General features: G+C 71.4%; 23 protein-coding genes and 1 pseudogene. 5 read left to right on the forward strand and 19 right to left on the reverse strand.

Annotated features, from left to right (window positions below):
- Window positions 1-22: 22 nt before the first annotated feature.
- Window positions 23-742 carry a CPBP family intramembrane glutamic endopeptidase gene (locus RYH79_RS13715; protein WP_370900056.1) on the forward strand — a complete coding sequence of 240 codons (720 nt, stop codon included), beginning with the start codon at window positions 23-25 and terminating at the stop codon, window positions 740-742.
- Here RYH79_RS13715 and RYH79_RS13720 read toward each other — a convergent pair.
- The 7 genes from RYH79_RS13720 to RYH79_RS13750 are packed head-to-tail and all read right to left on the reverse strand — an operon-like array spanning window position 720 to window position 7,805.
- Window positions 720-1,289 (reverse strand): DUF7261 family protein, encoded by a 570-nt coding sequence (locus tag RYH79_RS13720; RefSeq protein ID WP_370900058.1) that lies wholly within the window; start codon window positions 1,287-1,289, stop codon window positions 720-722. The two genes, RYH79_RS13715 and RYH79_RS13720, sit on opposite strands and share 23 nt — an antisense overlap.
- A complete protein-coding gene (locus RYH79_RS13725) occupies window positions 1,277-1,684 on the reverse strand; it encodes a DUF7262 family protein (protein ID WP_370900060.1) in 408 nt (135 codons plus the stop codon). Before RYH79_RS13725 ends, RYH79_RS13720 begins: the two co-directional genes overlap by 13 nt.
- Window positions 1,677-2,330 (reverse strand): DUF7263 family protein, encoded by a 654-nt coding sequence (locus tag RYH79_RS13730; RefSeq protein ID WP_370900062.1) that lies wholly within the window; start codon window positions 2,328-2,330, stop codon window positions 1,677-1,679. The genes RYH79_RS13725 and RYH79_RS13730 overlap by 8 nt, the downstream gene beginning before the upstream one ends.
- Window positions 2,327-2,794, reverse strand: a complete 468-nt coding sequence (locus tag RYH79_RS13735) for a DUF7266 family protein (RefSeq protein ID WP_370900064.1) — start codon at window positions 2,792-2,794, stop codon at window positions 2,327-2,329. Before RYH79_RS13735 ends, RYH79_RS13730 begins: the two co-directional genes overlap by 4 nt.
- Window positions 2,787-3,587 (reverse strand): DUF7289 family protein, encoded by an 801-nt coding sequence (locus RYH79_RS13740; protein ID WP_370900066.1) that lies wholly within the window; start codon window positions 3,585-3,587, stop codon window positions 2,787-2,789. Before RYH79_RS13740 ends, RYH79_RS13735 begins: the two co-directional genes overlap by 8 nt.
- Window positions 3,584-5,425 (reverse strand): type II secretion system F family protein, encoded by a 1,842-nt coding sequence (locus RYH79_RS13745; protein WP_370900068.1) that lies wholly within the window; start codon window positions 5,423-5,425, stop codon window positions 3,584-3,586. The genes RYH79_RS13740 and RYH79_RS13745 overlap by 4 nt, the downstream gene beginning before the upstream one ends.
- Window positions 5,418-7,805 (reverse strand): type II/IV secretion system ATPase subunit, encoded by a 2,388-nt coding sequence (locus tag RYH79_RS13750; RefSeq protein WP_370900070.1) that lies wholly within the window; start codon window positions 7,803-7,805, stop codon window positions 5,418-5,420. Before RYH79_RS13750 ends, RYH79_RS13745 begins: the two co-directional genes overlap by 8 nt.
- Before the next feature lie 676 nt (window positions 7,806-8,481).
- On the opposite strand from RYH79_RS13750, the gene thiD reads away from it, so the two are divergent.
- Window positions 8,482-9,684, forward strand: coding sequence for a bifunctional hydroxymethylpyrimidine kinase/phosphomethylpyrimidine kinase (thiD, locus tag RYH79_RS13755; RefSeq protein WP_370900071.1), 1,203 nt, complete (start codon window positions 8,482-8,484; stop codon window positions 9,682-9,684).
- On the opposite strand, the gene RYH79_RS13760 is transcribed toward thiD, so the two are convergent.
- The 11 genes and pseudogenes from RYH79_RS13760 to RYH79_RS13810 form a co-directional block, all read right to left on the reverse strand.
- Window positions 9,681-10,223 (reverse strand): CBS domain-containing protein, encoded by a 543-nt coding sequence (locus tag RYH79_RS13760; RefSeq protein ID WP_370900073.1) that lies wholly within the window; start codon window positions 10,221-10,223, stop codon window positions 9,681-9,683. The genes thiD and RYH79_RS13760 overlap by 4 nt on opposite strands.
- Before the next feature lie 79 nt (window positions 10,224-10,302).
- On the reverse strand, window positions 10,303-11,328 hold the full coding sequence (locus tag RYH79_RS13765) for a DUF5784 family protein (protein ID WP_370900075.1): 1,026 nt from the start codon (window positions 11,326-11,328) through the stop codon (window positions 10,303-10,305).
- 422 nt (window positions 11,329-11,750) lie between these two features.
- On the reverse strand, window positions 11,751-12,464 hold the full coding sequence (locus tag RYH79_RS13770; RefSeq protein WP_370900898.1) for an endonuclease V: 714 nt from the start codon (window positions 12,462-12,464) through the stop codon (window positions 11,751-11,753).
- A 58-nt stretch (window positions 12,465-12,522) separates the two neighbouring features.
- A complete protein-coding gene (locus RYH79_RS13775; protein WP_370900077.1) occupies window positions 12,523-13,488 on the reverse strand; it encodes a rhomboid family intramembrane serine protease in 966 nt (321 codons plus the stop codon).
- A gap of 288 nt (window positions 13,489-13,776) precedes the next feature.
- Window positions 13,777-14,310, reverse strand: coding sequence for an inorganic diphosphatase (locus tag RYH79_RS13780; protein WP_370900079.1), 534 nt, complete (start codon window positions 14,308-14,310; stop codon window positions 13,777-13,779).
- 38 nt (window positions 14,311-14,348) lie between these two features.
- Window positions 14,349-15,416, reverse strand: a complete 1,068-nt coding sequence (locus RYH79_RS13785; protein WP_370900081.1) for a hypothetical protein — start codon at window positions 15,414-15,416, stop codon at window positions 14,349-14,351.
- 26 nt (window positions 15,417-15,442) lie between these two features.
- On the reverse strand, window positions 15,443-16,327 hold the full coding sequence (locus tag RYH79_RS13790; protein ID WP_489753354.1) for a DUF7530 family protein: 885 nt from the start codon (window positions 16,325-16,327) through the stop codon (window positions 15,443-15,445).
- The gene (locus RYH79_RS13795; RefSeq protein WP_370900083.1) at window positions 16,324-17,316 is read right to left on the reverse strand and encodes an NAD(P)H-binding protein; all 993 of its coding nucleotides are present in this window, start codon (window positions 17,314-17,316) and stop codon (window positions 16,324-16,326) included. Before RYH79_RS13795 ends, RYH79_RS13790 begins: the two co-directional genes overlap by 4 nt.
- A gap of 181 nt (window positions 17,317-17,497) precedes the next feature.
- A complete protein-coding gene (locus RYH79_RS13800) occupies window positions 17,498-17,629 on the reverse strand; it encodes a hypothetical protein (protein WP_370900925.1) in 132 nt (43 codons plus the stop codon).
- Window positions 17,630-17,706: 77 nt separating this feature from the next.
- Window positions 17,707-18,597, reverse strand: a pseudogene (locus RYH79_RS13805) (outer membrane protein assembly factor BamB family protein); the annotation flags it as partial.
- Between the two features lie 738 nt (window positions 18,598-19,335).
- Window positions 19,336-20,103, reverse strand: a complete 768-nt coding sequence (locus RYH79_RS13810; RefSeq protein ID WP_370900085.1) for a sulfurtransferase — start codon at window positions 20,101-20,103, stop codon at window positions 19,336-19,338.
- A 278-nt stretch (window positions 20,104-20,381) separates the two neighbouring features.
- Between RYH79_RS13810 and RYH79_RS13815 the strand changes: the two genes are divergently transcribed.
- The gene (locus RYH79_RS13815) at window positions 20,382-21,245 is read left to right on the forward strand and encodes a sulfurtransferase (protein WP_370900087.1); all 864 of its coding nucleotides are present in this window, start codon (window positions 20,382-20,384) and stop codon (window positions 21,243-21,245) included.
- A 64-nt stretch (window positions 21,246-21,309) separates the two neighbouring features.
- On the opposite strand, the gene RYH79_RS13820 is transcribed toward RYH79_RS13815, so the two are convergent.
- Window positions 21,310-22,359 carry an AI-2E family transporter gene (locus RYH79_RS13820; RefSeq protein ID WP_370900089.1) on the reverse strand — a complete coding sequence of 350 codons (1,050 nt, stop codon included), beginning with the start codon at window positions 22,357-22,359 and terminating at the stop codon, window positions 21,310-21,312.
- Window positions 22,360-22,454: 95 nt separating this feature from the next.
- Between RYH79_RS13820 and RYH79_RS13825 the strand changes: the two genes are divergently transcribed.
- Both RYH79_RS13825 and polX read left to right on the forward strand, forming a co-directional pair.
- Window positions 22,455-22,895, forward strand: a complete 441-nt coding sequence (locus tag RYH79_RS13825; protein ID WP_370900091.1) for a DUF5788 family protein — start codon at window positions 22,455-22,457, stop codon at window positions 22,893-22,895.
- 2 nt (window positions 22,896-22,897) lie between these two features.
- The gene (polX, locus tag RYH79_RS13830; RefSeq protein WP_370900093.1) at window positions 22,898-24,658 is read left to right on the forward strand and encodes a DNA polymerase/3'-5' exonuclease PolX; all 1,761 of its coding nucleotides are present in this window, start codon (window positions 22,898-22,900) and stop codon (window positions 24,656-24,658) included.
- Window position 24,659: the final 1 nt, after the last annotated feature.

Genomic DNA, 24,659 nt, shown 5'->3' on the forward strand with positions numbered 1-24,659 from the left:
TACGGCCGGTCACGGTCTTCTCGTGTCACTCGCCACCACGGTGTACGCGGCACTGGCGCTGCTCGGGACCGTCGCGGTCGTGTTCGTCGTCCAGACCGCAGACGAGGGAGAGATAACCGCCAGCGACCTCGGTCCGCCGCGGGCGGTCGCTCGTGGGTTCCTCGAGACCTCGCTCCCGCCGCTCTCGGTGCTCGCCGCCGTCACGGCCGTCGGGGTCGTCGTCGGCGACCTGGACCTGGGGACGCTCGGACTCGGGCCGGCGGCGCGCACCCCCGCCGCGGTCGCCGCCGGGCTCGGGCTCGGCGCCGGGATGTCGGTGCTGGCGATCGTCCAGGTCTGGCTGCTCGGCCGGCTAGGTGTCTCGGTCGAAGACACCGCCGCGAGCGTGTACCCCGACAGCTACGCCGGGCTGGGGTGGTACACCGTCGGCTACGCCGGCCAGTCGACGATGGAGGAGGCGCTCTTCCGCGCCGGGCTCGTCGGCGCCGTCCCGGCCGTGATCCCCGTTTCGCCGCCGCTCGCGGTCGTACTCGGGGCCGTCGCCTTCGGGCTGGCACACGCCGACCGCGCCCCGGGCGGGGTCGTGGTCACGGCGACGACCGGACTCGTCTACGGCGTCGGCTTCCTCCTCTTCGGGCTCCCGGCGGTCGCCGTCGGCCACACTTTCCAGAACCTCGTCGACGCCACGAACAAGCGATTCCGCGCCGACAGCGACCGCTTCACGACGCCGGGCGAGGAGTGACCGTCGTCCCGGCCGCTGTCTCGAACACTCGCACGACGGTCGTCCGCCCGCTCGGACCGACGACGCGCACCTCGAGCGCGACCGCGACGACGTACGCCTCTCCGGCGCGCTCCTGGAGCACGACCCCGTCACGGGCGACACAGTCGCCGAACTGTCGGTTCGGGCCGCCGGGACAGGAGGCGTCGGCCCACGACGCGGCGACGGTCGCGTTGCGTCGCACGCGCACGGAGACGCCTCGATCCAGCCGTGCGGTCTCGATCCCGCGGCGGTCCGGGCGGAGCGTCCGGTCGAACGCGGAGCGCGTCGCCGTCCGGTTCGTCCAGTCGTCGCCCGCGACGGCCCGGGAGGCGTTGCCGACGGCACGCGCCAGCGCGCGGACGACGCGATCCGTCTCGTGGCCCGGCTCCGTTCGAGCGGCGACGTCCGGGTGGGCACCCAACTGGAGGTACGCGAACACGACCGGGAGCAACGCTAACGCCGCCAGCGCTGCCGCGAGTACGACGAGCTGGCCACGGTCGGCTCCGGCGTGACGAGTCACGCGTACCACACCTGGATCACCACCGGTCCGTGTCGGGTCGGTACCGTCGCCCGACCGGTCGCCGTCGCCCGCGGGATCGGGTCGCCGACGACGCCGTGCGGTGTTCGGAGTCGAAACTGGAGGTTGTCACCGAGGGTGGCCGCGACGCGCCGGCGGAGCGCTCCCCGTTCCCGCTCGAACGCCGCCCGCGAGGCAGCGACCTCGGTCAGCCGGCTGCGGTCGGCGTGTCGCGGCGGCGCCCCGGTCAACACCGTCGCGGCGTCGCCGGCGTAGGCGTCGAGCTGTGTCTCGTCCGTCGACGGCGTCGGGAGACTCGCGCCGAACCCGCCCGCGACGGCGAGCAACAGCAACACGCCGACCCCGGCCTCGACGACCGACAGCGACAGCTGCCCGCGGTCAGGCACCGACGGTCACCTCCAGGCGTGCCTTCCGAGTCCGAGTCGGGAACGTCGTCACGGTGACGGTACCGGTGCCGGCGAAGTTCACGCGCAGCGTCGCCCGTCGGCTGACGGCGACGGTCGCCGTCCCCCGGAGTCCGTCGGGGCGTGCCAACACGAGCCGGCCGTCGACGCGCACCCGGGTGACGGACGCGTTCCGGAAGTCGAATCGGATTCGATCCGTCCGCCGGGGGAAGACGAGCCCGGCCGCCGCCGGCACCGACCGCGTCCGGGGAGTGGTCGTCGCCACCGTGACGATCCGGCGGTGTGTCGGGCCGACGGGGTCGCCCCGGACCGCGAGCACGGTGTCGTCCAGTTCGACCCGGACGGCGCGGTCGCGCAGCGCCGGGACGCTCGCCGTGACGGCAGCGGTGTCCAGGTCGGCGACCGCGTCGGCGTCGAGGACGTTCGGCCGGACGGCGAGCGGGCCGTCGGCGGCGACGAGTCGCCCGGCCGTGGCGACGGCGGCGTGGCGCGCCCCGGCAGGTCGGTCGGCGCCGGCGAAGGCGGCGTCCGCGAGCGCGAGCGTCCCCGTGACGGCGGCGACGACGAGCAGGACGGCCACCCCGAGCGCGAGGAGGTTCGCCTGGCCGCGGGCACGAGACGGAGTCACGCCACACCCCCGGACTGGAGTCGGACGACGACGCCGTCGTCGTGTGTTTCGACGACGACGACGGTGTGATCGGTGCTGTGCCAGGTCCCCGTCACGCGGTGGACCCGGTCGGGGACGACCACGGTCACTCCGACGGTTACTGCCGGGTTCGGGTGGACGAGCCGGAGTCGCCCGTCGTCGGCGACGACGCGGTACGGCTTGCCGCGGAGCCGCGACGGCAGCGGCACCCGTCGGCGAACCGACACCCAACGGCCCGGCGGCGGCACCGCGCGCTCGACACGCGTCGCCGCCGCCGTCAGGTGTCGCTGTGCGAGCTCCCGGCCGGCCCGGTCGCGGTACTCCGGCACCGCGCTGCCACCGAGTGTCGCCGTCAGCCCGCCGACGAGTAAGACGACGATTCCGACCTCCAGCAGCTTGCCGACTGTCGGCGTCACGGCCCGCGTCCGCCCCTCTCCGTCAGACACGTTCCACCTCCAGCCCGAGCCGGTGGACGACGAACACGACGCGACGGTCGGCGACGTGGACGACCACGCTCGGGACGCCGTCGTCGTCGAAGTCACGTCGCGACACGGAGCCGACGCGAGCGAGGGCGTCGGCGACGGCCGCCGGCGTCGCGGTCTCGACGGCGACACGCCAGTCTCCGGTCGGGTGTCGTGTCGCCTCGTGTGAGACGTTCGTCCGGAGTCGGAGCCGCGTTCGCGGTGCGTCGGGAACGCCGCCGACGGCGAGCGAGACGCCGGCGGAGTCTGCGGGGGCACCCAGCGCCGCGACGCCGACGACGAGACTGCCGGCCGCGCGCCGCAGCCGTGGCGGCCGGACGACCGTCGCCACACCCGGCGGCCCACGGACGACCCCGCCGGCGACGGCGGCGACCCGGGTGTCCCCGTTCCGGTACACGAACGCGTCCGTCCGTAGCCGTCGGACCGTCCCGGTGTCGTTCAACAGTCTGACCGTCCGCGGGACGGTCTCCAGACGGCCAGCGGCGAGTTCGACGGTTGCCGTGTGGCTGCCGGTGACCCGCCTGGGTTGGATCGCGTCCACGACCGCACCGGCGACGCGGCGTTCTCGGACCTCCGCCGTGCCAGCGTCGACGGTGGTGGCGACGGCGGCCGTCAGTCCGCCGAGGCTGACGACCGTCACGGCCACGAGGAGCGCCACGCCGACGACGTGTGACTGTCCGCGGCCGTGTCGGGGCTGTCGGCGGCCGGGAGGGCAGTGACGTGTCGTGCGGCCGTCGGGGCGACGCCGTCGGGTCACGCGACCACCTCGAAGGCGACGGCGGCGATCCCGACGAGCAACCCGGAGTGGAGCAGCGCGGCGAACGGTCCTCGGTCGGCGGCGCCGGCGAACCACCCGGACGCGAGCACGGTGGCCTGCGTGACGAGGTAGAACCGCCGCCGGGCGCGCGCCGGATCGACGGCGTTCGGGTCGAGCGTGACGCTGCCGGCGTCCGAGGCCGCAGACAACTGTGTGAAGCTGTCCAACACCTGTGTCGTGATCGCCAGGACGATCCCGACGACCAACAGCGCCGTCGTCCAGCCGACGACGACGTACACGAGCATACTCGACCGTAGCGCGCGTTTCTCGTGGTACAGCCGGCTCACCTCCGTCTGGAGCGTCTCGAAAACGGCTTCGGAGTCGCTGCCGGCGTCCAGCGCACCGGTGACGAGTCCGACGCTCCGGGCCGCGAGCGGTGTCCCGACGCGGTCGACGAACCGATCCAACGCCGCCGTCCGGAGGTCCGTCTCTCGGCGACCGCCGTGGACGAGGTTGAACGCGAGGTCGTCGACGTCGGGAGCGAGTGGGCCCAGTTCCACCTCGCGGGCGACTCGTTCGACCGCCTCCGGCAGCGGTCGCCCGAGACCGACGTGTCCGGAGACGGCGTGGACGAAGTCTTTGATCTCTCGGTCCTTGGCGTCGTCCAGTCGGGCGCGGCGGAGTCCGACGAGCCCGACCGGGACGGCGAACGCGACGTACCACGCCAACGCCGTGTCCAGCGGCGTGAGCCCGACCGACCACGCGAGACCGGCGACCGCGAGGCTGGGTGTCGTCCAGACGGCCGCGGCGCTGGCCGGATTGGTCGTCGCCGTCGCCAGGACGGTCCGCGGACGGTCCGGGAGACCGTGGGAGACACGGCTGTCTGTCGGCCGGAGTCGCTCGACGGCTACGGCGGCCGCGACGCCGACCGCGACGACGAACCCGGCTGCGCCGACGGTGACGAGTGTCCGTCGTGTCACCGGACCCACGGGGGTGGTGACCGGCTCCGACAGCGACGGCGCGAGCACGCTCACCACTGTCAGGACGACGACGAGCAACGCCGGCAACACGAGCGTGACGACGAACAGCTCCGCCAGCAGTTCCATCAGGTCGGCGTTGCGCTCGCTGGCCCGCTCGCGGCGCCGGCCCAGCACTCGGCTCTCCAGCCGGAGGTAGTTGGAGAGGGCGTCGTCACCCTGTGTCGCGTGTTCACGGAACTTCAGCAGGAACGGGGACAACGCCTCCCGGGAGGGGGTGTCGCGAGCGACGCGACCGAGCCCGCGCCGGAGGCTCCCGGTGAGCTCGGCCGTGTTGAGCGCTCGCCGGATGGAGCGGCCGGTCTCGCCGTAGGCGTCGCTCTCGGCGACGCGGCGGAGCATCGCCCGTGGGCCGTCGCTCCCGGACGAGAGTGCGTCGAGGTACCGCGCGACGCCGGGGAGCGAGCGTCTGATCCGAGTGCGTCTGGCCGTCGCCCGGGCACGGAGGTAGCCTCCGGCCGCGACGACCGTGAGTCGTTTGCTCCCGGTGGCGGCGGCCGCGACACCGACGGCCGCCGGCCAGCCGTCCGGCAGGGGGACCGCCGGCCAGCCGGGCGGAGCGACGGCAGTGACGACGGGCAGACAGCCGACCGCGACGGCGACGGCGACGACCCACGAGAGGCCGTACACCCGGGCGAGGAACACGTCGAAGCTGACGCCGGCGACGAGTCCGCGGTAGCGCGCTCGGTCGCCCGCGTGGCGGCTACCGTCCGCGTGACGGGCGAACAGCGCGTACAACGCTCGGTCGACCGCACGGAGCCGTGTCGGCGTCGGCCGTGCCTCGCGGGGCGTGTCAGTCATCGCCGACCCCCAGCCGTCCGGCGTGGCCCGCCCGGTGACCCCCGGGTCCCGTCGTCGGCTCGTCGGCACCGAACTCCGCCAGGAGGTCGAAGGTCGTCTGGAAGTCGGTCACACCCTCCTCGCGGAGGAACGTCACGTAACGGTGACGCCGGTGGAAGTCGGCCTCGACTTCGTCCAGCGTCCGGTCGGTCGCGTCGGCGAGCCGGTGGAACACCCGGTGGCGGAGTCGACGACGCGTGTCACCCAGCCGCGGGTGGTCGTAGGCGAACTCGAACTCGCCGTCCGGGGTGCGGCCGCCGACGCGGTTCCAGGCGACTCGCTCGTCACCCTTCTCCACGACGCCGCCGGCACCGCCACAGTCCGCGAACGCCCCGGGGTCGGCCGCCAACTCGACCGCCTCGCCGACGTACCGCTCCCCGTCGACACGCCGCGGGAACACGACCAAGTCGATCTCGCCGAGGAGGTACGCCGGCAGCCCACGCTCGATCACCCGGTTGACCAGCGTCGCCGGGTCCTCGGCGTGAGTCGTCCCGAGGACGCCGTGGCCGGTGTTAAGCGTCTCGCCGAACGTTTGGAAGGAGGCGTCGCTGTTGATCTCGGCGATCACTTCCACGTCGGGGTTGAGGTAGTTCGCCTCCGTCGTCAGATCCGCCATCGACACCCGTTTGTACGACCGTTCGTGGTCGCGGGTGCTCAGCGACACCCCCGTCTCGTGTGGCAGTTCCACCTCGCGTGACCCCTCGTCGATGGAGATCGGACGGTCGTCGAACGGGATGAACGGGACGTGAGCGTTGAGCAGCGTCGTCTTGCCGACGCCGGTCGGACCGGAGAACAACACGACTCCCCGGTGTTCGTACAACAGCCACAGCAGCGTCACGAGCTCCGTCGAGATCGTCCCGTCCTCGATCAGTTCGACCGGGGTCATCGGCTCTGCCGCCTGTTTCCGGACGGAGAGGTGTGGGCCGTCCTCCGAGACGACCGGGAGTGCGACCGCACACCGGACCGTCCCGTCGACGCCACGGAGATCCAGGTTCACCTTCGCGCTGGGAGTGGAGGCGTCCAGTTCCGTCCCGTCGCGGGCCGCCAGCTGTGTGACGACGTTGACGAACTGCGACTCCTCGTCGAACTGGAGGTTCGTCGGGACTCGTTCCGGCGTCGACCGCTCGGAGCGGGCGACCCCGCCGTCGCCGGCCGCTCTGTGTCCGGGGTCGGTGGCTGCGTCCGTCGTCACCGCGTCGTCACCGACCGTCGGCGGGTCGGGCGGCGACAGCACGGACGCCCGCGGGACGACCTTGACGCGTTCGCCGACACGATTGGCCTCCACGTCCTCCAACCGCTCGTCGCGCAGTGGAACGGTGAGGATCCCCTCGCCGACGAAGTCCCGGAGGACGTAGTACACCAGGTCGTCCAGTCGGTCGCGTGCGTACCGGGAGTCGACGGGCGGGACGGCCAGGTCGTACTCCGACAGCGCCGTCCGGAGACGGTGGGCAGCCGTGTCCAGCCAGGCGCGGGTGTTGCGGGCGGTGAGTCGGCGAGAGAGGAACTGTCTGGCCCGACGGGCGACGAACTCGTAGCGGTCGTCGACGACGCCGGAGACGTCCGTCTCCCAGATTCGGTCCGTACACTCCTCGATCAGCGCCTCGTCACCCGGGAGCAACGGCGGCTCGCGGACTGCGTACCGCGTCGTGAAGCTGTCGTCCCCCAGGAGGTGGTCCCGGTACACTACCACCGGCACGTCGAAGCCCGCGAACGACACCTCGTAGGCGGCCAGCCGCTCGGCGGCGACCCGGCCGGCGAACGCCGAGTGAGGCGAGAGCCCGGTCGCGGCCGGGGCGAACCGGTCCGTGTGGACGACGAGCTCGCCGTCCGGGTCGGCGGCGTCGGCCACCCGGATCGAGTCGTCCAGCGCCAACGGCGTCGCGTCGCCCAACAACCGGAACTCCCGGAGCGCGTGGTAGTCGAGTCGTCGCCGCAGCGCCGGGCCGGCGTCGACGAGTCGGTCGATGGCCCGTTCGTACTTCGGCTCGAAGCCGGCGTCGGCCCGCTCGACCACGCCGGCGCGCGTGAGCGGCCGACGGTGGGTGCCGCCGTCGAACCGTTCGGCGATCCGTTCGAACGCCGCCCGCCCGTCCGCACACAGCGCCGGCTCGCGGGTCTCGTACCGGAACGGCGCCCGACCGGTCGCCTCCGCCCGGCCGTCGGCGTCCGCCTCGTCGCGCACGTCCCTGACGGTCGCCACGACACCCGGCCGGACGGCGTACTGTGCAACCACGTTCGGCGCGTACCACGCGCTCTGGTCGCCCGGCGGGGGCGGCGGCGGCACAGTCGGTCCCCCGTCCGTCGGCGGTGCGTCCGCGTCGCGCTGGCTCGTCTGTGACACGGGGCGTCTGCCTCGGTTCCCGATTTAAATCTTCGTGCGCCGGGGTGGGTCGTCTAGCCACCGAGCAGTACCTGTCTGGTGGTTCTCCTCCGGCCGCGTGCAGTGAGTCGTGACACCGAGCACGGCCCCGGTGGACGCACTGACGATTCTCGTCGCAGTCGTCGCGCTGACGGCGGTGCGGCGCAGTTCGTCGAAGGCGTCTCGTCGTCTCGGAGACTTTCGATCTCCGGAGACCCCGAGGCTTCCCGTGGGTCGATCGGACACTCCCACTCGACCATCGGCTCGATGTCCTCGAACGGTCGGGTGGGTCTGCTCGGCTCTCGGGACGCCGACCACTCGCGGACGACACGGAGACCCAAGCCGCAACCGTGTCCAACCTCCCGAGACGGGTGCTCGCGGTCCAAGGGCCCGTCGTAGGATGTCGTCTGTGGTCTCTGCTGCCGGGGCTGTAAATTGCTTACCGCGATACAGAACTGCCGTCGTCGGCTCGGATCGTCCCGAGCGACCCGTCGTGCCCCCCGCTCGTCGTTCACCGCTGGCTGGCGGGCCAACGAGGTGAAGTGAGCGAACTCCTCGTCGGGCTCGACGCGGCAGTCGATCGAGCGGGTCCCGAACGGAGTAGCGGCCGACCACACGATCCGAAAGAGGTTACGACACGGTTGTACTACGTGGTCGTATGCGAGAGACCGCACCAGACGACAGGCCGGTGGTGCTGACAGTCGCGGGCAGCGACTCCGGCGGCGGCGCCGGGGTCCAGGCGGACGTCGTCACCGCGACGGCGTGTGGCGCGTTCGCCACGAGCGTCGTCACCAGCGTCACGGCCCAGAACACCCGTGGGGTGGCGTCGACACACGTTCTCCCGGTCGCGGAGGTCCGGGCGCAGCTCGACGCCGTCTTCGACGACTTCGACGTGGCGGCCGTCAAGACCGGGATGCTCGCCACTGCCGAGATGGTGGAGCTCGTGACGGAGTACGCCCGGGAGCGGGACGTGCCGTTCGTCGTCGACCCGGTGATGGTGGCCGCGTCGGGCGACCGCTTGTTGGACCCGGCCGCGGAGTCCGCCTACGAGACCCTGCTCGCCGAGTCGGCGGTCGTGACGCCGAACGCCGGCGAGGCGACGGTACTCACCGGCGTCAAGCCGGAGTCGGCCGACGACCTCCGACAGGTGGGTGAGGAGTTGGTGGCGTCCGGTGCCGACGCAGCGCTCGTCAAGGGCGGCCACGTCGAGACCGATCCCGTCCGAGACGTGCTCGTCCGGCGTGGCGACGACGACACCGAGACGGACACGTTCACCCACCCACGGGTGGACACGGACGCGACACACGGCTCCGGGTGCACCCTGTCGAGTGCGATCGCGGCGGAACTCGCGGGCGGCGCGACGACGACCGCGGCCGTCGACGCCGCGACCGACCGCCTCGCGCGGGCGGTGCGGTACCCCCTCGCGGTCGGTGACGGCCCCGGCGCGGTCAACCACGCCGTCGAACTCCGGGACGAGGCGGCACGCGAGGCCACCCGGGAGACACTGACCGCCGTCCGCGAGTCGTCGGCGTTCCAGGCTGTCGGCGACCGAGTCGCCGCCGCGACGCCGTACGCGGAGACTGTCGACGACGTGGCGACAGTGACGGAGTCGGGCGTCGCGTTCGGCCGCGAGGAGTCGCTGTCGGAGACGCTGCTCGCGGTTCGTGAGGGCACACCGGCGACCCGCGTCGCCGTCGGGGTCACACCGGACGTCGACACGGGACAGTTGCGCGTCGCCGACGGTGTCGCCACGGTCGGGGCGGAGACGGAAGTCGTCGCGGTCTCGGACGGAGCCGGACCGGTCGTCCTGGCGCCCGACGGCGAGACGGCCCGCGAACGACTCGAACGGCTCGGGGACTAGCGGTCGTCCGTCGCGTTCGCGGAGTCGGCGTCGGGCCGCTCGGCGGTGTCGACCGCCTCCTCGGCGTCGGTGTGTTCGCTCGCCAACGGTTCGTCCGGGTCGAAGTCGACAGTGCCGGCTACCTCGCCGATCTCCTCGGCCAGGAGGACCACGATGTCCGACGGCGTGACGACACCGCGGAGTTCGCCGTCGGCGACGACCGGGAGACACCGCGCGCCGGTCTCGTCCAGTCGTCGGACCGCCTCGAACACCCCGGCGTCGGCCGAGATCGTCTCCACCCGGCAGTCGATCGCCGTCGCGGCCGTCGTCGCCGGGTCGCCCCCGGCCCGGACGAGCCGCACCACGTCCCGATCATCGACCACGCCCGCGACCCGGCGGTCGTCGGGGGAGTCGGGGGAGCCACCGGAGCCGCCGGAGCCGGCGCTCACGACGACGACGCTGTCGACGCCCGCCTCTGCCATTCGCCGTGAGGCAACCTGGACGGTGTCGGTCGTCGTCACCGTCGGCGTATCCGCCCGTGCGAACGCCAGTACTGTCACGACTGCTCGTTTCGACTCCAAGAGTGTGTAGGTACCGGCTACCGTCGGCCACACGTCGAGCCACTGCACCGTCGATCCCCTACGGCTCTACGTCCAACGGCACACTCCCGACCGTGTACCCTTGGACCCAACCGGACGGACGCACACGGAAGACGACCGCCGGCCGGTGGCCGACGGCGGGCTGCTCGCCGTACAGCCGGTTCCAGTCGTCGTCGTGGAACGACGAGCAGTCGACGAACAGGGTGATGCCGCCGCCGTGGGCCGCCAGCTGGCCGTCCGTCTTCGTCCCGACGGTGTCGCGCAGCGCACGCAACGGGGAGTCTGCGCGGCGACGACTCGTCGGCACCGGGCGCGTCACCTCCACGAGCGCGGTCGTTCCCCCCTCGCGGTTCGCGCGGTAGTCGATGACGTGGTCCGTCGACACCTCGATCTCCGGCGTCAGGTCGTAGCCTGCCCGGGTCAACAGCCACGCGGCGTCGAACTCCCCCATCGTCGCCGTCATCCGCGTGCGGTCGAACTGCTGTGAGGTGCCCAGCTTCGCCGCCATCTCCTCGCGGTACGGGTCCAACACGCCCTCGGCGAGGAACGACTCGTAGAACGACAGCGCCTCCTCCCGGCTCGCGTCCGGGAACCCGGCCGCCGTCTCCCGGAAGAACCGTCGTGTCGTCTCGGCGCCGTCCTTCGAACACAACACCGGCAGGAAGAACCACGACAGCGTCGGGTACGCCTCCAGCCACGGCTCCGCCTCGTGTAACACCGCCATCAGTTCCCGGTGGCCCCAGTCCGACACCGGCTCCGGCACCTCGGCGAAGCCGTACTTCTCCGTCCGCCACAGTTCGGGCGGGGTCTCCGTGTTCCCCAGCCAGTAGCCGCCCGGCCCGCCGCCCGTTCCCGTCGGCCCCGCGTCACCGTCCGTCCAACAGAACAACGCCATACTCCCGTCGTCCATGTCGAACCGCCTGGCCTCGTAGCCGTCCGGGGGCGCGAACCACGGGTCTCCCGCCGTCGCGCCGAGGTTCTCGTCTAAGTTCGCGTACAGATCACGACGCACACGGTCGTGTGTCCAGTTGCCCGGTCTGTACCGGAATCGCAGGGGCGTCGCCACTGGGCTCCACTCGGGCGGCCTGCCGCTTGAACCCGTCGGCTGTTGTCAGTCGAGTCGTGGGCTCCGGTTCGGTGATCCGTCGGTCCGAGGTTCGTGTTCGGTGCAGGGAGTGACCGGTGGTGCGAGGACCCGGATATCGGGCCTGGCTCGGCGGGTGCGGGACCACAGCCGGCCCGAGAGCCCGGCGCCCGTTTCAGTTCTACCCCCCACGGCACCGCGACGCAGCCTCCGCTCGCAGCTCACCCCGTTCGCCGCTCGCAGTCGGTGCCTCCCCTCGGTCGGGCTCGGACCCCTCCCCAGCCGTCTCGTTCACGGCGCTCACTGTGCCCGTAGAACCGCGAGCACCGCGAACCCCCCGGGACGAGCGTTCGCCCGAGCGCAGTCGTACACGCCGTGTAGCTACAGAGTCGAAGGGAGAACCCTCAAAACGACGACTTCACGTCGTCGGCGAGAGCGTCGGCACGACGAGTCGGCTCGGGGAGCTTGTAGCCGTCACAGAGTCGTTCGACGAGGTCGGCGGCAGTCTCGGCCCCCACTCGGTGTCCGGGGCTGACGTACAGGGGGTTGACCACCGGACGGGCGTCGAACTGCCGGGTCTGGACGGCGTAGCCCAGCGTCGTCCCCTCGGGCGCGTCCACGTCGCCGTCGGCGGAGATGGGTGTGCGCCAGCCCGCCGGCTGGCCGTCGGGGTCGGCGCCGAGACTGCCACAGAGGAGGCTCTTGGCGACGCCGACGGCGGGCGCGTCGACGGCGACGCCGACGTGGGTCGCCAGCCCGGCCTGGCGGTAGTGGACGCGTCCGCTGCCGTCGAAGAGGTACAGATCCGGCTCGGTGTCGAGTTCGGACAACGCCGCGACGATCGGGCCGCCCTCCCGGAACGCCAACAGGCCAGGGACGTAGGGGATAGAGACGGGCGTGACGGCGTGGGTGCGTTCGACCACCTCCCGGCCGCGGGAGACGACGATCGCCGAGATCGCCCGGTCGTCGTGGAACGCCTGGTCGACGCCGGCGACGAGCGGGGGCTCCACGTCGCCAGCGACCGCGGGGTCGGAGCCGTCGACGACCGTCTCGGGGTCGAAGGCGAGGTGGTCGTCGAACAGCGCGGTCGCGGCGATCTCCGACTGGAGTCGCTCCATCGCCTCGCGGGAGGCGTCCGGGTCCGGCCGGAACCGGGGGCGCGTGACGTCGACCACGCTAGAAGCGGCCGCCGGGGCCGCCGGGACCACCGGGGCCACCGGGACCGCCGCCGCCGCTACCGAGCCGGAGTTCCTCGGGGGCACGCTGCTCGCCACGGATGCGGGAGCCGTACGCGAGCCCGATGGCGAGCCCGGCCAGGTGCGCGAGGTGGGCGACGTTGCCGCCGCCGGCGAGACTGGAGAAGCCGGAGATCACGGAGAAGCCGGCGAAGCCGAAGGTGAGCAGCCACAGCGGGACGGGGAGGATGAAGTAGAGGTACACCTTCAGGTTCGGCCGGAGGACGGTCAACACGCCCATCACGGCCATGATCGCGCCGGAGGCACCGAGCACGCCCGCCGTGGTGCCCTGGAACGCACCCACGCCGATCTGGGCGAGCCCGGCGACGACGCCCGCGGCGACGAACAGGGCGGCGAACCGCTTGGAACCCAGCCGTCGCTCCACGACGGGCCCGAAGAAGTACAGCGCGATGCTGTTGAACGCGATGTGGGTGAAGCCGCCGTGTGAGAGAATCGACGTGAACCACGTCCAGACGAACTCCGGGTGCTGGGCCGTGAGGACGAACGACGCCCGCCACAACGGGTCACCGGGGAAGGGGCCCGAGGGGGCCGCAATGCCGACGAGCGGGTAGAGGACGTACTGGAAGACAAACACCACCCACATCAGCCCGAGCACACTGTAGGTGACGTTGCCGCGGAAGTACCCCATGAGACCGCCGGTGTCGGTCGCGCCACGGATCGACGACCGGACGGAGTCGACCAGCCCGCCCGAGCTCGGCTGTGAGGACTCGGACAACGAGTCGTCGAACCCGGAGTCGAACACACCGTCCGGGTCGTCCCACTGGTCGTTCACGCCCGGACAGTCGTGATTCTCCGGGAGCCTGTGTTCCGCACAGAACGTCTGTCCGCAACGGTGACACTGGTACGGCAAGTTCTCGTACTCGCCGCACTCGTCACACTGAGCCATTGTCCGAGTTAGTCGGGCGCGCCCTATAGCCCTTCGGCCTGCGTGCGCTCCCGAGAGGGACGGTCGTCGCCACGACGCCTACGTCTCGTCGTCTTCGTCCCCGTCGACCGTCGGCTCGAAGTTCGTCGGAACCACCGTCGGGTGGTCGACCCCCACCGCCGGACGCCCGGTGTCTCTGGTTGCCATGGCCGAACCTAACGCCTCCACCCGTAAGACATTACCCATGTGCATAACTCATCCGGCGAGGGGGTCGCTATGCGCCGTGAGAATACCGAGGGGTCGCCGGGCTCAGGCGAACTCCTCGTCGTACAGCTCCTGGGCGTGCTCGATGGCGTCGAGGGCGGCCTCGCGGTCCTCGAACCCCAGGGTCTCGACCTCTTTGCCCTCCTCTAAGTTCTTGTAGGTGCCGAAGAACTCCTCGATCTCGTCGAGCGTCTGCTGGGGCACGTCGTCGAGATCCTCGATGTGGTCGTACCGTGGGTCCTCGCTCGGGACGGCGATCACCTTGTCGTCCTTCTCGCCGTCGTCGTCCATCCCCATCAGCGCGACCGGGCGGGCCTCGATCACGCAACCGGGGAACGTCTGGTCTTCCACGAGCACGAGCACGTCGAACGGGTCGCCGTCGTCGTAGTACGACTGCGGGATGAACCCGTAGTCGGCGGGGTAGTGGACGTTCGAGTGGAGCACCCGGTCCAGCACCACGCCGGGCACGTCCTTGTCGTACTCGTACTTGTTCCGCTCACCCTTGAGACACTCCACGACCGCGTAGATCTGTTCGGGCGCGTCCGGACCGGTCTCCAAGTCCTCCCAGAGGTTCGTCATGCGACCCTCACCTTCGGCGAATTCCGTCAAAGTCCTTTCTATCCGCCGTCGTCGTCGCCGGCCGAACGCGTCCGGCCGTAGCGACGCCCGAGGTAGACGACCGCCGTCGGCACGGCGAACACCCAGCCGGTGACGGCGTACCACAGCGCCAACGGCTCCCAGGCCGCCTCCGACCGACGCACCGCCGTCGCGTCCGCGTACAGTGCCACCGGGAGCGCGACGAGCCGGAGGAACGCCGCGAGCGCCCCGGCCGCCAGCGCCGGCCCGCCGACGGCCACATCCACCGGGCGTGGGAGCGACATCGAGGCGGTCACGAACGCCTCTGCGCCCGCGAGCGACAGCAACGGCCCGCCGAGCGCCGTCCGGACGAGTCGCACCGGGACGGGCAGCCCCGCGGCCCTCGTCGCGGCGCCGCCGGCGAGCGTGCCGGCAGCGACGGCGACCGCGACCACCGCCCACCAGTTCGAGGCGACACGCTGGCCCTCGTAGCGGAGTAGTCGCTCCCCGACCGGGAGCCGTGGGTTGCCGACGTGGCGGCTCCGTTGATAGAGGTAGTACAGGCAGGTGCCGGTGGTGAACACCACGGCCCCGAGGAGGTACCGACGGCGGTCAGGCGACCACCGGACGGCGTCCGTCTCGGCGACGAGTCGGGCGTCTCGCGACAGCGCCAACGGCACCACGACGAACCGGGTCACGGCCGCGGCGGCCGCGAGCCCGACGAGTCCGGCCGCGACCGGGAACGACACGGCCGCGGGGGCGAACCGAGCGGTCGCGTCCAGTGCCGCCACCGGCAGCGACCACGCCACGAGGAGCGCGACCGACACCAGAGTCGCTCGGGTCAACAGTCGCCACCAGTCTGCCCCCGTCGGGTCGCCGTCGCGCCAGGCCCGTGGCGGCGCCGGGACGGCGACCCCGTCGTCGTCGTGGGCAGACGCTGTCGGCGGCGGGTCGTCCGGCACGGCGTCCCACCCGCCCAACGGCTCCGACTCTACGCGCGACAGTCCGACGCGCACCGACGACTCCGCCGTCTCGCTCGCGTCCGGCGTGTCGCCGTCCGCGAACCGCGTGACCCACTGGAAGTCCGTCTCGTCGTCGGGCGCGTCCACGGGTACAGAGAGGGCCGACTCGTACTTCAACCCCCGGCCGCAGCGGCGTTACGCAGCGACAGCGTCAGCGCCGCGCCGGAGACGACCGCCACCGCCAGGACGTGTCCGGTGACCGCGAGGAACAACACCGGGCGGTCCAACAGGAACGGCACGAGGAGCACCTGTGTGCCGGCGAACCCGACGTTCAACACGTCCAGCCGCCGGAACGTCGAGGCCGACTCCGCCGACCGCGCCAGCCGGATCTCCCGGTACAACGACACGACGGCCGCCCACCAGGAGGTGCCGATCCGGTAACAGAGGTCCCACAGGACGAGCAACGTGAGGTACACCGCGACGATGGGCGGCTCCCGGCCGAACAACGCCTGCATAAGCGGTTCGTCGGCTGTCGTCACGGCCGCGGGCAGCAGGGTCGCGAGCGGCGACGGCTGGCCGACGAACTGCGGCTCGTACACGAACAGGTGTGTCAACAACGCGATGAACGCCAGCACCGCGAGCACGACCTCGATGCTGGAGCCGTACAGCAGCCGATAGTAACGCGGCGGCGCCTCCGCCGTCCGGCTGGCGTCCCCGAACTGGAGCATCAGGTAGCTCCCGACCGCGGCGACGCCGATGGCCGCCAGCCCCGGGACGACCGCGGTCCAGAGGTCGTACGCGACCGCGACGACGAACACCGCGACCGTGAACACGCCCAACTGGAGCGCGATCGCCGGGCCGCCGGCCAGGTTCGCCGCCGGCAGTGCGCTCACGATGCTCTCGTACACCCAGGCGTCGCCGAACGACGGCTCGTCGGTCGGGTCCCGCGCCGGCTCCCCTCGTGCCGGGCGACTGTCTACCCGGGCGTGGCCGGGGCCACCGTCGGCCGACGCCGGCTGCTCCCCGTCCGGCTCCGCCGCGACGGTGTCCTCGTTCACGCCTCCGCTCCCTCCTGACCGGGCTCGCTCGCCCGTTCCTCGACGCCGTCGGCCGTCGACCCCCCGTCCGTCGGCGACGGTGCGTCGACGCGTCGTGTCCGGCCGGCCCGCGCCGCCAGCGCCCGCCGAACGGACTCGTCGAACGGCGTGAGCTCCGGGGCGACGTGGTCGCGGATGGAGTCGTCACGGACGACGACCGGGTTGCGCAGCCCGTCCACGAGCGGTCGGACGATGGTCGACGGCACGTCCGTGACGAGGCTCACCCACCCCGAGGAGAGCTTCGGCGTCAACACGGGCACGGGGAAGACCAACAGGTGCCCGCCGATCGTCTCGCGGGTGCGTCGCAGCATCTCTCGGTAGGTGAGCACGTCCGGGCCGCCGATCTCGTACGTCTCGCCCGCGGTCTCGGGCTCTCCCAACACCCCGACGAGGTAGTCGACGGCGTCGTCGACGTAGATCGGCTGACACTCCGTGTCCACCCACCGCGGTGTCACCATCACCGGCAGCCGAGAGGCCAACTGTCGCACCATACGCCAGGAGACGCCGCCCTCGCCGACCAGAATGCCGGCGCGCAACACCGTCACGGACGGCTCCCCGTCCGCGAGGAGGTACTCCACCTCGCGACGCGACTGGAGGTGTTCCGAGAGGTCGTCGTCGTCGTCGCCCAACCCACCGAGGTAGATCACTCGGTCGATTCCGGCGTCGCCGGCCGCCTGGGTGAAGTACCGGGCGGCCCGGCGGTCCCGTTCGGCGAAGTCGTCGCCCGCGTCCATCGAGTGGACGAGGTAGTACGCTGCGTCCTGGCCGGCGAGCGCGTCGTCGAACGATCCAGGCTCCAACAGGTCACCCTCGGCGACCGACACCCCGTCGGGGGCGTCGTAGCTCGCCGCGTCCCGCGTCAGCGCCGTCACGTCGTGGCCCGCGTCACGGAGCGCCGGCACGAGCCGACTCCCGACGAACCCCGTCGCTCCTGTGACGAGTACGTCCATACGCGCCGTTGGCGTGCCACGGGGATAACGATTGGCCACGGAATCTCACACACGAGAGGGCGGGACCGGAAGTTCGGCGAACGACCTCGACTGGGGGAGAACGGCTCCCCCCGAGAACGGGCACCCGTGTAGCGAGAGTGGGCTTCGAACGGCGAGGAGACGAGCACGACGGGCCACGACCTCACCGCACCGCGTACACTCCCCCTCGCTCGTCGTCTGCCGGAGCCGTCGACTCACAGACGACGATTGCGTCCGTCGACGCGACGAGCGGCGACACGGTGTCCGAGGGCAACCGTTCGGGCGTGATCGGCACCGCTGGCTGCGACGGACCGACCGCGACGCCCGGTCGACTGCGAGCAGGCGTGTCTCTGTTCCGGACTCGGAGGCGAGAACGTACGCACACGACGGGGTGAGCAGTGGACGCGACGGTCTCGCGTCCCCGACCGTCGTCCGCCACTGCTCGCGTCCGGTCGCCGCGTCGCGGACGAGGACCGTTCTTCCGGGCGTCGCACTCCACAGTCGTCCGTCGTCGACGGCGGGCAGCGACTCCCCGGTCGCGTCCCGCGTCCACAGACGCTCGCCGCGGCGAGTGAACGACGCGAGTGTCCCCTCGGTCGACAGCGTGTACACCCGTTCGTCGCCGACGACCGGCGGCTGTCGGCAGGGGCCGGTGTTCCCGCGCCACCGGACCGTCCCGTTCGTCGGGTCGAACGCGACGAGCGAGTCGGTGTCGTACTCGACCGTCCGGACGCCACACAGGAGTCGCTCGTCTCCCGCGAGCTTCGAGACGGTGTACTCGAACTGGCTCCCGTCGGCGAAGTTCTCCGTCTTCCAACGGCGTCGGCCGTCGCGCGGGTCGAGGCCGAACAACGTGTGACCGGAGGTGGTACAGACGAGTCCACCCGCGAGCGTCGGGTACTCCCCGTCCGTGTACCGCCAGCAGAGACCGCCGTCGCGGGCTCGAACGCGGCGACGCCGTCGCCCAGCGAGCAGATCACGCTGTCGCCGACCGCTAGCAACGGACTCTCTCCGTTCTCGACGACCCAGCTCTCGTCTCCGAGTGTCGTCCCGACGATACCGCGGACCGAGCCCGCCGGCGCATCGGAGACGTCGAGCCGACCGCCGGCCACCGAGTAGACGACTCGGTCGCCCGACGCGATGACCTCCCACCGGCCTCGTCGACCGGTCGGGCCCACCCGCGCGACGGTCACGTCCAGCTCGAGGTCGAGCTCCCGGTCTGTCGAGCCCCTGCGGTCGGATCGGCCGTGTCGCGTCGGCCACGTCGCCGTCGCGTCGGTCGGTGCGTCGGTGGAGTGAACCCTCCGTCCGAGTGTCCGCTGCGCTCCGCGACGGATCGACTGACGCCCGGTGACCGTCCCGACGGCCCCACAGATTGCCGCGGTAATCTTTCGTCTACTGGGTATCTATCAACACACATATTGTGATGGTAATAGGTTTGTCTCTACACCCGCTCGACTGTGGGGCCCCGGCCGGCAGCCGCCACAACCGGACGGGCGGCCACAACGCTGGCTCTCGTCCGTCGGCCACACTCGTGCCCCGGCGTAATCGACCCCCCGGTTTCCGGTGGAGCCGCGACGACCGGGTCGCGGCGGTGGTGACCCGTGCGAGAGAGTCACGTACGGAGCCGTACCGAGCCGTCGCTCGAGAGCGGAGGAACGAATGGCGCCCACGGGGCGCCAGCGAACCGCACAGCTAGCACACGGCCCCACCTGGTAGGGGGCGGTCGGTCTTCGACGGAGCACGGCACGGTCCCCGGACGCGCGCCTCGGTCCGTCGCTCCACACCCGCTCACCGTCGCGGGTCGCCCGGCCGTAACCGGGTGTACTGCCTCTGGGCCGACAGAGTGATAAAACCGCACGACTCTTCACCGCGATTCGTCGACCGCGTGACGCTTCCCAATCGGTGAAAACTCGCCGGGCCGGGGAGCCGAGAACCGCAAGACGGCACCCACTCGATAGATTCGTTTCGTTATCGAAGATCTGGAACGTCTCGACACCCTCACTCGACGGGGCCACCGCGGCGTTCCCACTCCGTGAGGCTCCCCTCGTAGAACGCCACCCGGTCGTACGAGAGGTGTCGTAAGACGAGGTAGGTGTGGCTGATCCGGCGGGCGGTGTTGCAGTACAACACGATCCGACGGTCGCGGTCGATCCCGTGGTCCGCCAGGGTCGTCTCCAGTCGGTCGCGGGGGTACAGCCCGCGGGAGCCGTCCGTGTCGACCAGCTCCCGCCAGTCGAGCTGGACCGCGCCGGGAAGGTGGCCGGCGTCGTACTCCTCGGGCTCGCGGGTGTCCACGAGCAGCGCGTCGCCGTCGACGGCCGCGCGGACGGTCTCGTAGTCGACGAACGGGTCCGTCTCGGGCTCGCGCGGCTCGTAGTCCGTCGTCGTCGGCTCGGTGGCCGTCCGGGAGACGGGGCGTTCCCGGCTCCAGGCGGAGTAGTCACCGTCCAACAGGAACAACTGCTCCGGGTCGTGACCGTACGCCAGCGCCGTGACGAGGAACCGGGCGGCGAACACGCCGTGGGTGTCGTCGTACGCGAGGATGGAGTCGTCCGCGGCGACGCCGGCCGCCGACAGCAGTCCGGCCCACCGCTCGGCGCCCGGGAGCATCCCCTCGTCGCCGTCTTCGGCGCGAAACTCGTCGAACGGGACGGACACCGCGCCCGGGATGTGGCCGATGCCGTCGAACTCCCAGCCGTCGCGCGCGTCCACGACCCGGAGGTCGTCCCGGGCCGCGACGCGCTCGTGGTCCAGAAACACGTCCATACCGAGCGTTGGACCGCCCGGCATTTCACCCCTTCCGAACCGGAGCCGCGTCCGAACAACGAGCAATTACTACTGGTTTTCTGCGAGAGCGGGTGGGAACGGGCGGGGGGGGGTAGACGGGGGTCGAGCGGGACGGGGCCGCCGTCGGGGGCGGCCGGACGACACACCGGCCAGAGTGCAGCGAGAAACCGGAAACAATTGTCGGTGGTCGGGACGGACGGCCGCTCTCTCCGGCGTGTGTGGTGTTTATGACGGAGGCGGTCGTACTGTGGACTACGATGTCAGACTACGATTCGGACGTGCTCGTGAGTGCAGACTGGGTCGCGGAGCGACTGGACGAGTTCCAGTCGGACGACCCCGCCCACCGTCTGGTGGAGGTGGACGTAGACACGGAGGCGTACGACGAGAGTCACGCCCCCGGTGCCATCGGCTTCAACTGGGAGACGGACCTCCAGGACCAGACCCGACGCGACGTGCTCTCCCAGGAGGACTTCGAGGCGCTGAACGCGGAACACGGGATCTCCGACGACACCACCCTGGTGCTGTACGGGGACAACTCCAACTGGTTCGCCGCCTACACCTACTGGCAGTACAAGTACTACGGCCACGACGACGTCCGGCTGCTGGACGGTGGCCGAGAGTACTGGCTGGATCACGACTACGAGGTGACCGACGAGGTGCCCGAGTTCTCCGCGACGGAGTACGAGGCCGACGAGCCGGACGAGTCGATCCGGGCGTACCGCTCGGACGTCGAAGACGCCGTCGACGAGGACGTCCCGCTCGTGGACGTTCGTTCGCCCGAGGAGTTCTCCGGCGAGATCCTCGCCCCGCCGGGCCTCCAGGAGACCGCCCAGCGCGGCGGCCACATCCCCGGGGCGAGCAACATCTCGTGGGCGTCCGTCACGAACGACGACGGGACGTTCAAGACGCAAGGGGAGCTCGAGGAGCTGTACGAGGACGTGCTGGCGGAGGGTGACGAGGAGATCGTCGCCTACTGCCGGATCGGCGAGCGCTCGTCGGTGGCGTGGTTCGCGCTCCACGAGCTCGTCGGCGCCGACCAGACCGTCAACTACGACGGCTCCTGGACGGAGTGGGGCAACCTCGTGGACGCTCCCATCGAGACCGGCCCGGCCGACGACTGATCGGGTCCGCTGATCGCTCGCGATCCGCCTCCGAGTTCTCTTAGTACGGCTCGACAGCGACGCTTCACGCCTCCTCGTTCGGACCGTCGTCGTCCGTGCTGCGGTCGGCCGCGACCTGTCGTCTGGCACGGGCGCGGGCCACGCCGTCCGAGAGCAGGACGACGGTCTCCACCAGTAAGGCGACGACGAGCGGTCCGAGGACGAACCCGACGGCGCCGACCGTGAGGACGCCGCCGACGAAGCCGACGAAGTACAGCGACACCGGGAGCTCCGTCGTGTACTCCGCGAGCCGGGTGCGGATCACCGCGTCCGGGAGGAAGCCGACGACGACCAACCCGACGACCGAGACGACGACCGCGCCGGTCACGTCGCCCGCGAGCAGGTCCAGCACCGCCAACACGCCGATCACGACGGACGGGCCCAGGATCGGGACGAACTGCAACAACCCGGAGAACACCCCGAGCACGACCGGGGAGTCGTACCCCAGCAGCCAGAACGTCACCGTCCCGAGGAGGAACGTGCCGGCGGCGGTGGCGGCCTGGAGCACGTAGATCGCCCGGAGCGTCTCGGCCGCGCGCCGGTCTAGCGCGAACAACACGTCGTGGTAGCGATCCGGCAGCGCCCGGGTGGCGGCCGTCCGGATCGCCGCCGGGCGGTAGAGGAGCCCGTACACCAGGAGGACGAGCACGACCGCCTTCAGGACGATCACCGGGGCGGCGGCCGCGACGGTCAGCGCCAGCCCGGTGACGGCCTCGCGGCCGGTGTCGATCAACGGCGCGACGGCGACACGAACCGTGGTCTCGCCGACGGTGATCGGGATCACCGACGGCAGCGACTCGAACACCGCGACGACCGCGCGGCGGCGCTGGTAGAGGACGAACGCCGGCGGGAGTACGAACGCGACGGCGACGAGCGAGGCGAGCGTCGTCGCGGCGCCGGCCGCGACCCGTGCCGAAGAGCCCCGGCGCGCCACGGCGCCCCGGAGCGGCAGGAGGACGTACGCCAGCGTCACCGCGAACACGACGGTGGCCAACACCTCGGCGAGCACCGCCGCCGTGACCGCGGCCAGCCCCAGGAACGTGGCCGCGACGGCGGTCTGACGACTCGGTGGCACGCTCCGACGGGGGACAGCGGCGATCATGAAGCTTTGGCCGTCGCGTCGTCGCCGCGCCCGAAGGAGAGAAGACGCCGGCGACCCAACGGGGAGTCGTGAGGGAGTACGAGCGCAAGCAACTGTTGGAACGGGTCGAGCGCGACTCGGCGACGGTCGGCGTCTCGCTCCCGGAGGAGACGGAGGTCCAAGGCGAACGGATCGACCTCCAGGAGTTCGTCTTCGAGATCAAGCGCCGAGAGACGATTCCGTCGGGCGAGCGCGACCGGGTCGACCGCGCGAAACGGAACCTCAGACGCGAACGCCGCGAACGGCTCGAACGGATCGAGGAGGGAGAGATCTCCTTCGAGGAGGGCGAACGGCTCGTCGAGGGGATCGTCGGGATCGACCGAGCGCTGAACGCGCTCGAACAGCTCCAGCCGGTCGACCTGGAGGCGGAAGAACGGCGTCAGGAGGCGGCCGACCACCAGCGCTGGGTGTCGTTCCTCCAGCAGGCGCTCGGGCGAGACGACACGGACGGCACGACACGAGGAATCTGAGTATGCGTAACGACGAGATCGCGGCACTGCTCGAAGAGTTCGCCGACCGGCTGGAGGCGACGGGCGTCGAGTACAAGCCCAGCGCCTACCGGCGAGCGGCCGAGAACGTCCGGGAGTACCCCGGTGCCGTCGAGGGGTTGGCCGCAGACGGCCCGGAGGCGGTCGCCGAGATCGACCGCGTGGGCGACGCCATCGCCTCGAAGATCGTCGAGTACGTCGACACCGGCGAGATCGAGGAGCTGGCGGAGCTGCGGGCGGAACTACCGGCGGATATCGAGGCGCTGACTCGCGTCGAAGGGGTGGGACCGAAGACGGTCGGGACACTGTACGAGGAACTAGGGGTGGAGACGCTGGCGGACCTGGAGGCGGCCGCCGAGGCCGAGGAGATCCGCGAGGTGCGCGGGTTCGGCGCGAAGACGGAACAGAACATCCGCGAGAACGTCCAGTTCGCCCGCGAGGCGGCAGAACGCACCCGACTGGGTGACGCTCGGCCGGTCGCGGAGTCGTTGCTCGCACACCTCGAAGCCCACGACGCGGTCGTCGAGGCGGAGACGGCCGGGTCGATCCGGCGGTGGCGGGACACGGTCGGCGACGTGGACGTGCTCGTCGCCGCCGACGGCGTCGCCGGCGACGACACCGCGAGCGGCGAGGCCGTGATCGACCGGTTCCTGTCGTGGCCGGCCGCAGACGACGTGATCGAGGCGGGCGACCAGAAGGCGAGCGTCCGAGCCGACGGCGTCCGCGTGGACGTGCGCGTGGTCGTTCCCGAGGAGTTCGGCGCCGCGCTCCAGTACTTCACCGGGTCGATGGACCACAACGTCGTCGTCCGCAACCGGGCGATCGACCGCGGGCTGAAGCTCAACGAGTACGGGGTGTTCGACGTGTCCGACGTGGACGATCCCGAGGCCGGCCAACGGGTCGGCGAGCGAGTCGCCGGCCGGACGGAGGAGGGCGTGTACGACGCCCTGGGCCTGCCCGCCTTCCCGCCGGAGCTCCGCGAAGGCACCGGCGAGGTGGTGGCCGCGGACGCAGACGAACTGCCGACGCTCGTGACCGTCGACGACGTGCGGGGCGACCTCCACACCCACACGGACTGGTCGGACGGGGCCAACACCGTCCGAGAGATGGTCACCGCCGCCGGGGAGGCGGGCCACGAGTTCCACTGTGTCACCGACCACGCCGCCGGACCGGGGGTGTTCGGCAACGTCGGGCTGACGGACGACGAGCTCCGGGAACAGGCAGAGACGGTGGCCGAGGTCGCGGCCGACGCCGACGTCGACGTCTACCACGGCGTAGAGGCGAACGTGGACGCCGACGGCGACGTGACCACCGACGACGACCTGCTCGCCGAACTGGATCTGGTCGTCGCGTCGCCGCACGCCGCGCTCCAGGGAGCGGCGACCGACCGGTTGATCCGCGCCGTCGAACACCCGGCGGTGGACGTGCTGGGCCACCCGACCGGACGGCTGATCAACGAACGGGCGGGGCTGGAGGTGGACTTCCAACGGCTGGCGGCGGCCGCGGCGGACGCCGACACGGCGTTGGAGGTGAACGCCAACCCGGCACGGCTCGACCTCCACGGCGAGGCGGTGCGGGCGGCGGTGGAGGCCGGCGCGCCAGTGGCGATCGACACGGACGCCCACTCGCCGGCGGGGTTCGACAACGTCCGGTACGGCGTCCGGACGGCACGCCGGGGGTGGGCGGAGCCGGACGACGTGGTCAACGCCTGGTCGGACGACCGACTGCGGTCGTTCCTGGGGTAGC

The organism is Halobaculum sp. MBLA0143 (assembly GCF_041361465.1).
Classification (GTDB): domain Archaea; phylum Halobacteriota; class Halobacteria; order Halobacteriales; family Haloferacaceae; genus JAHENP01.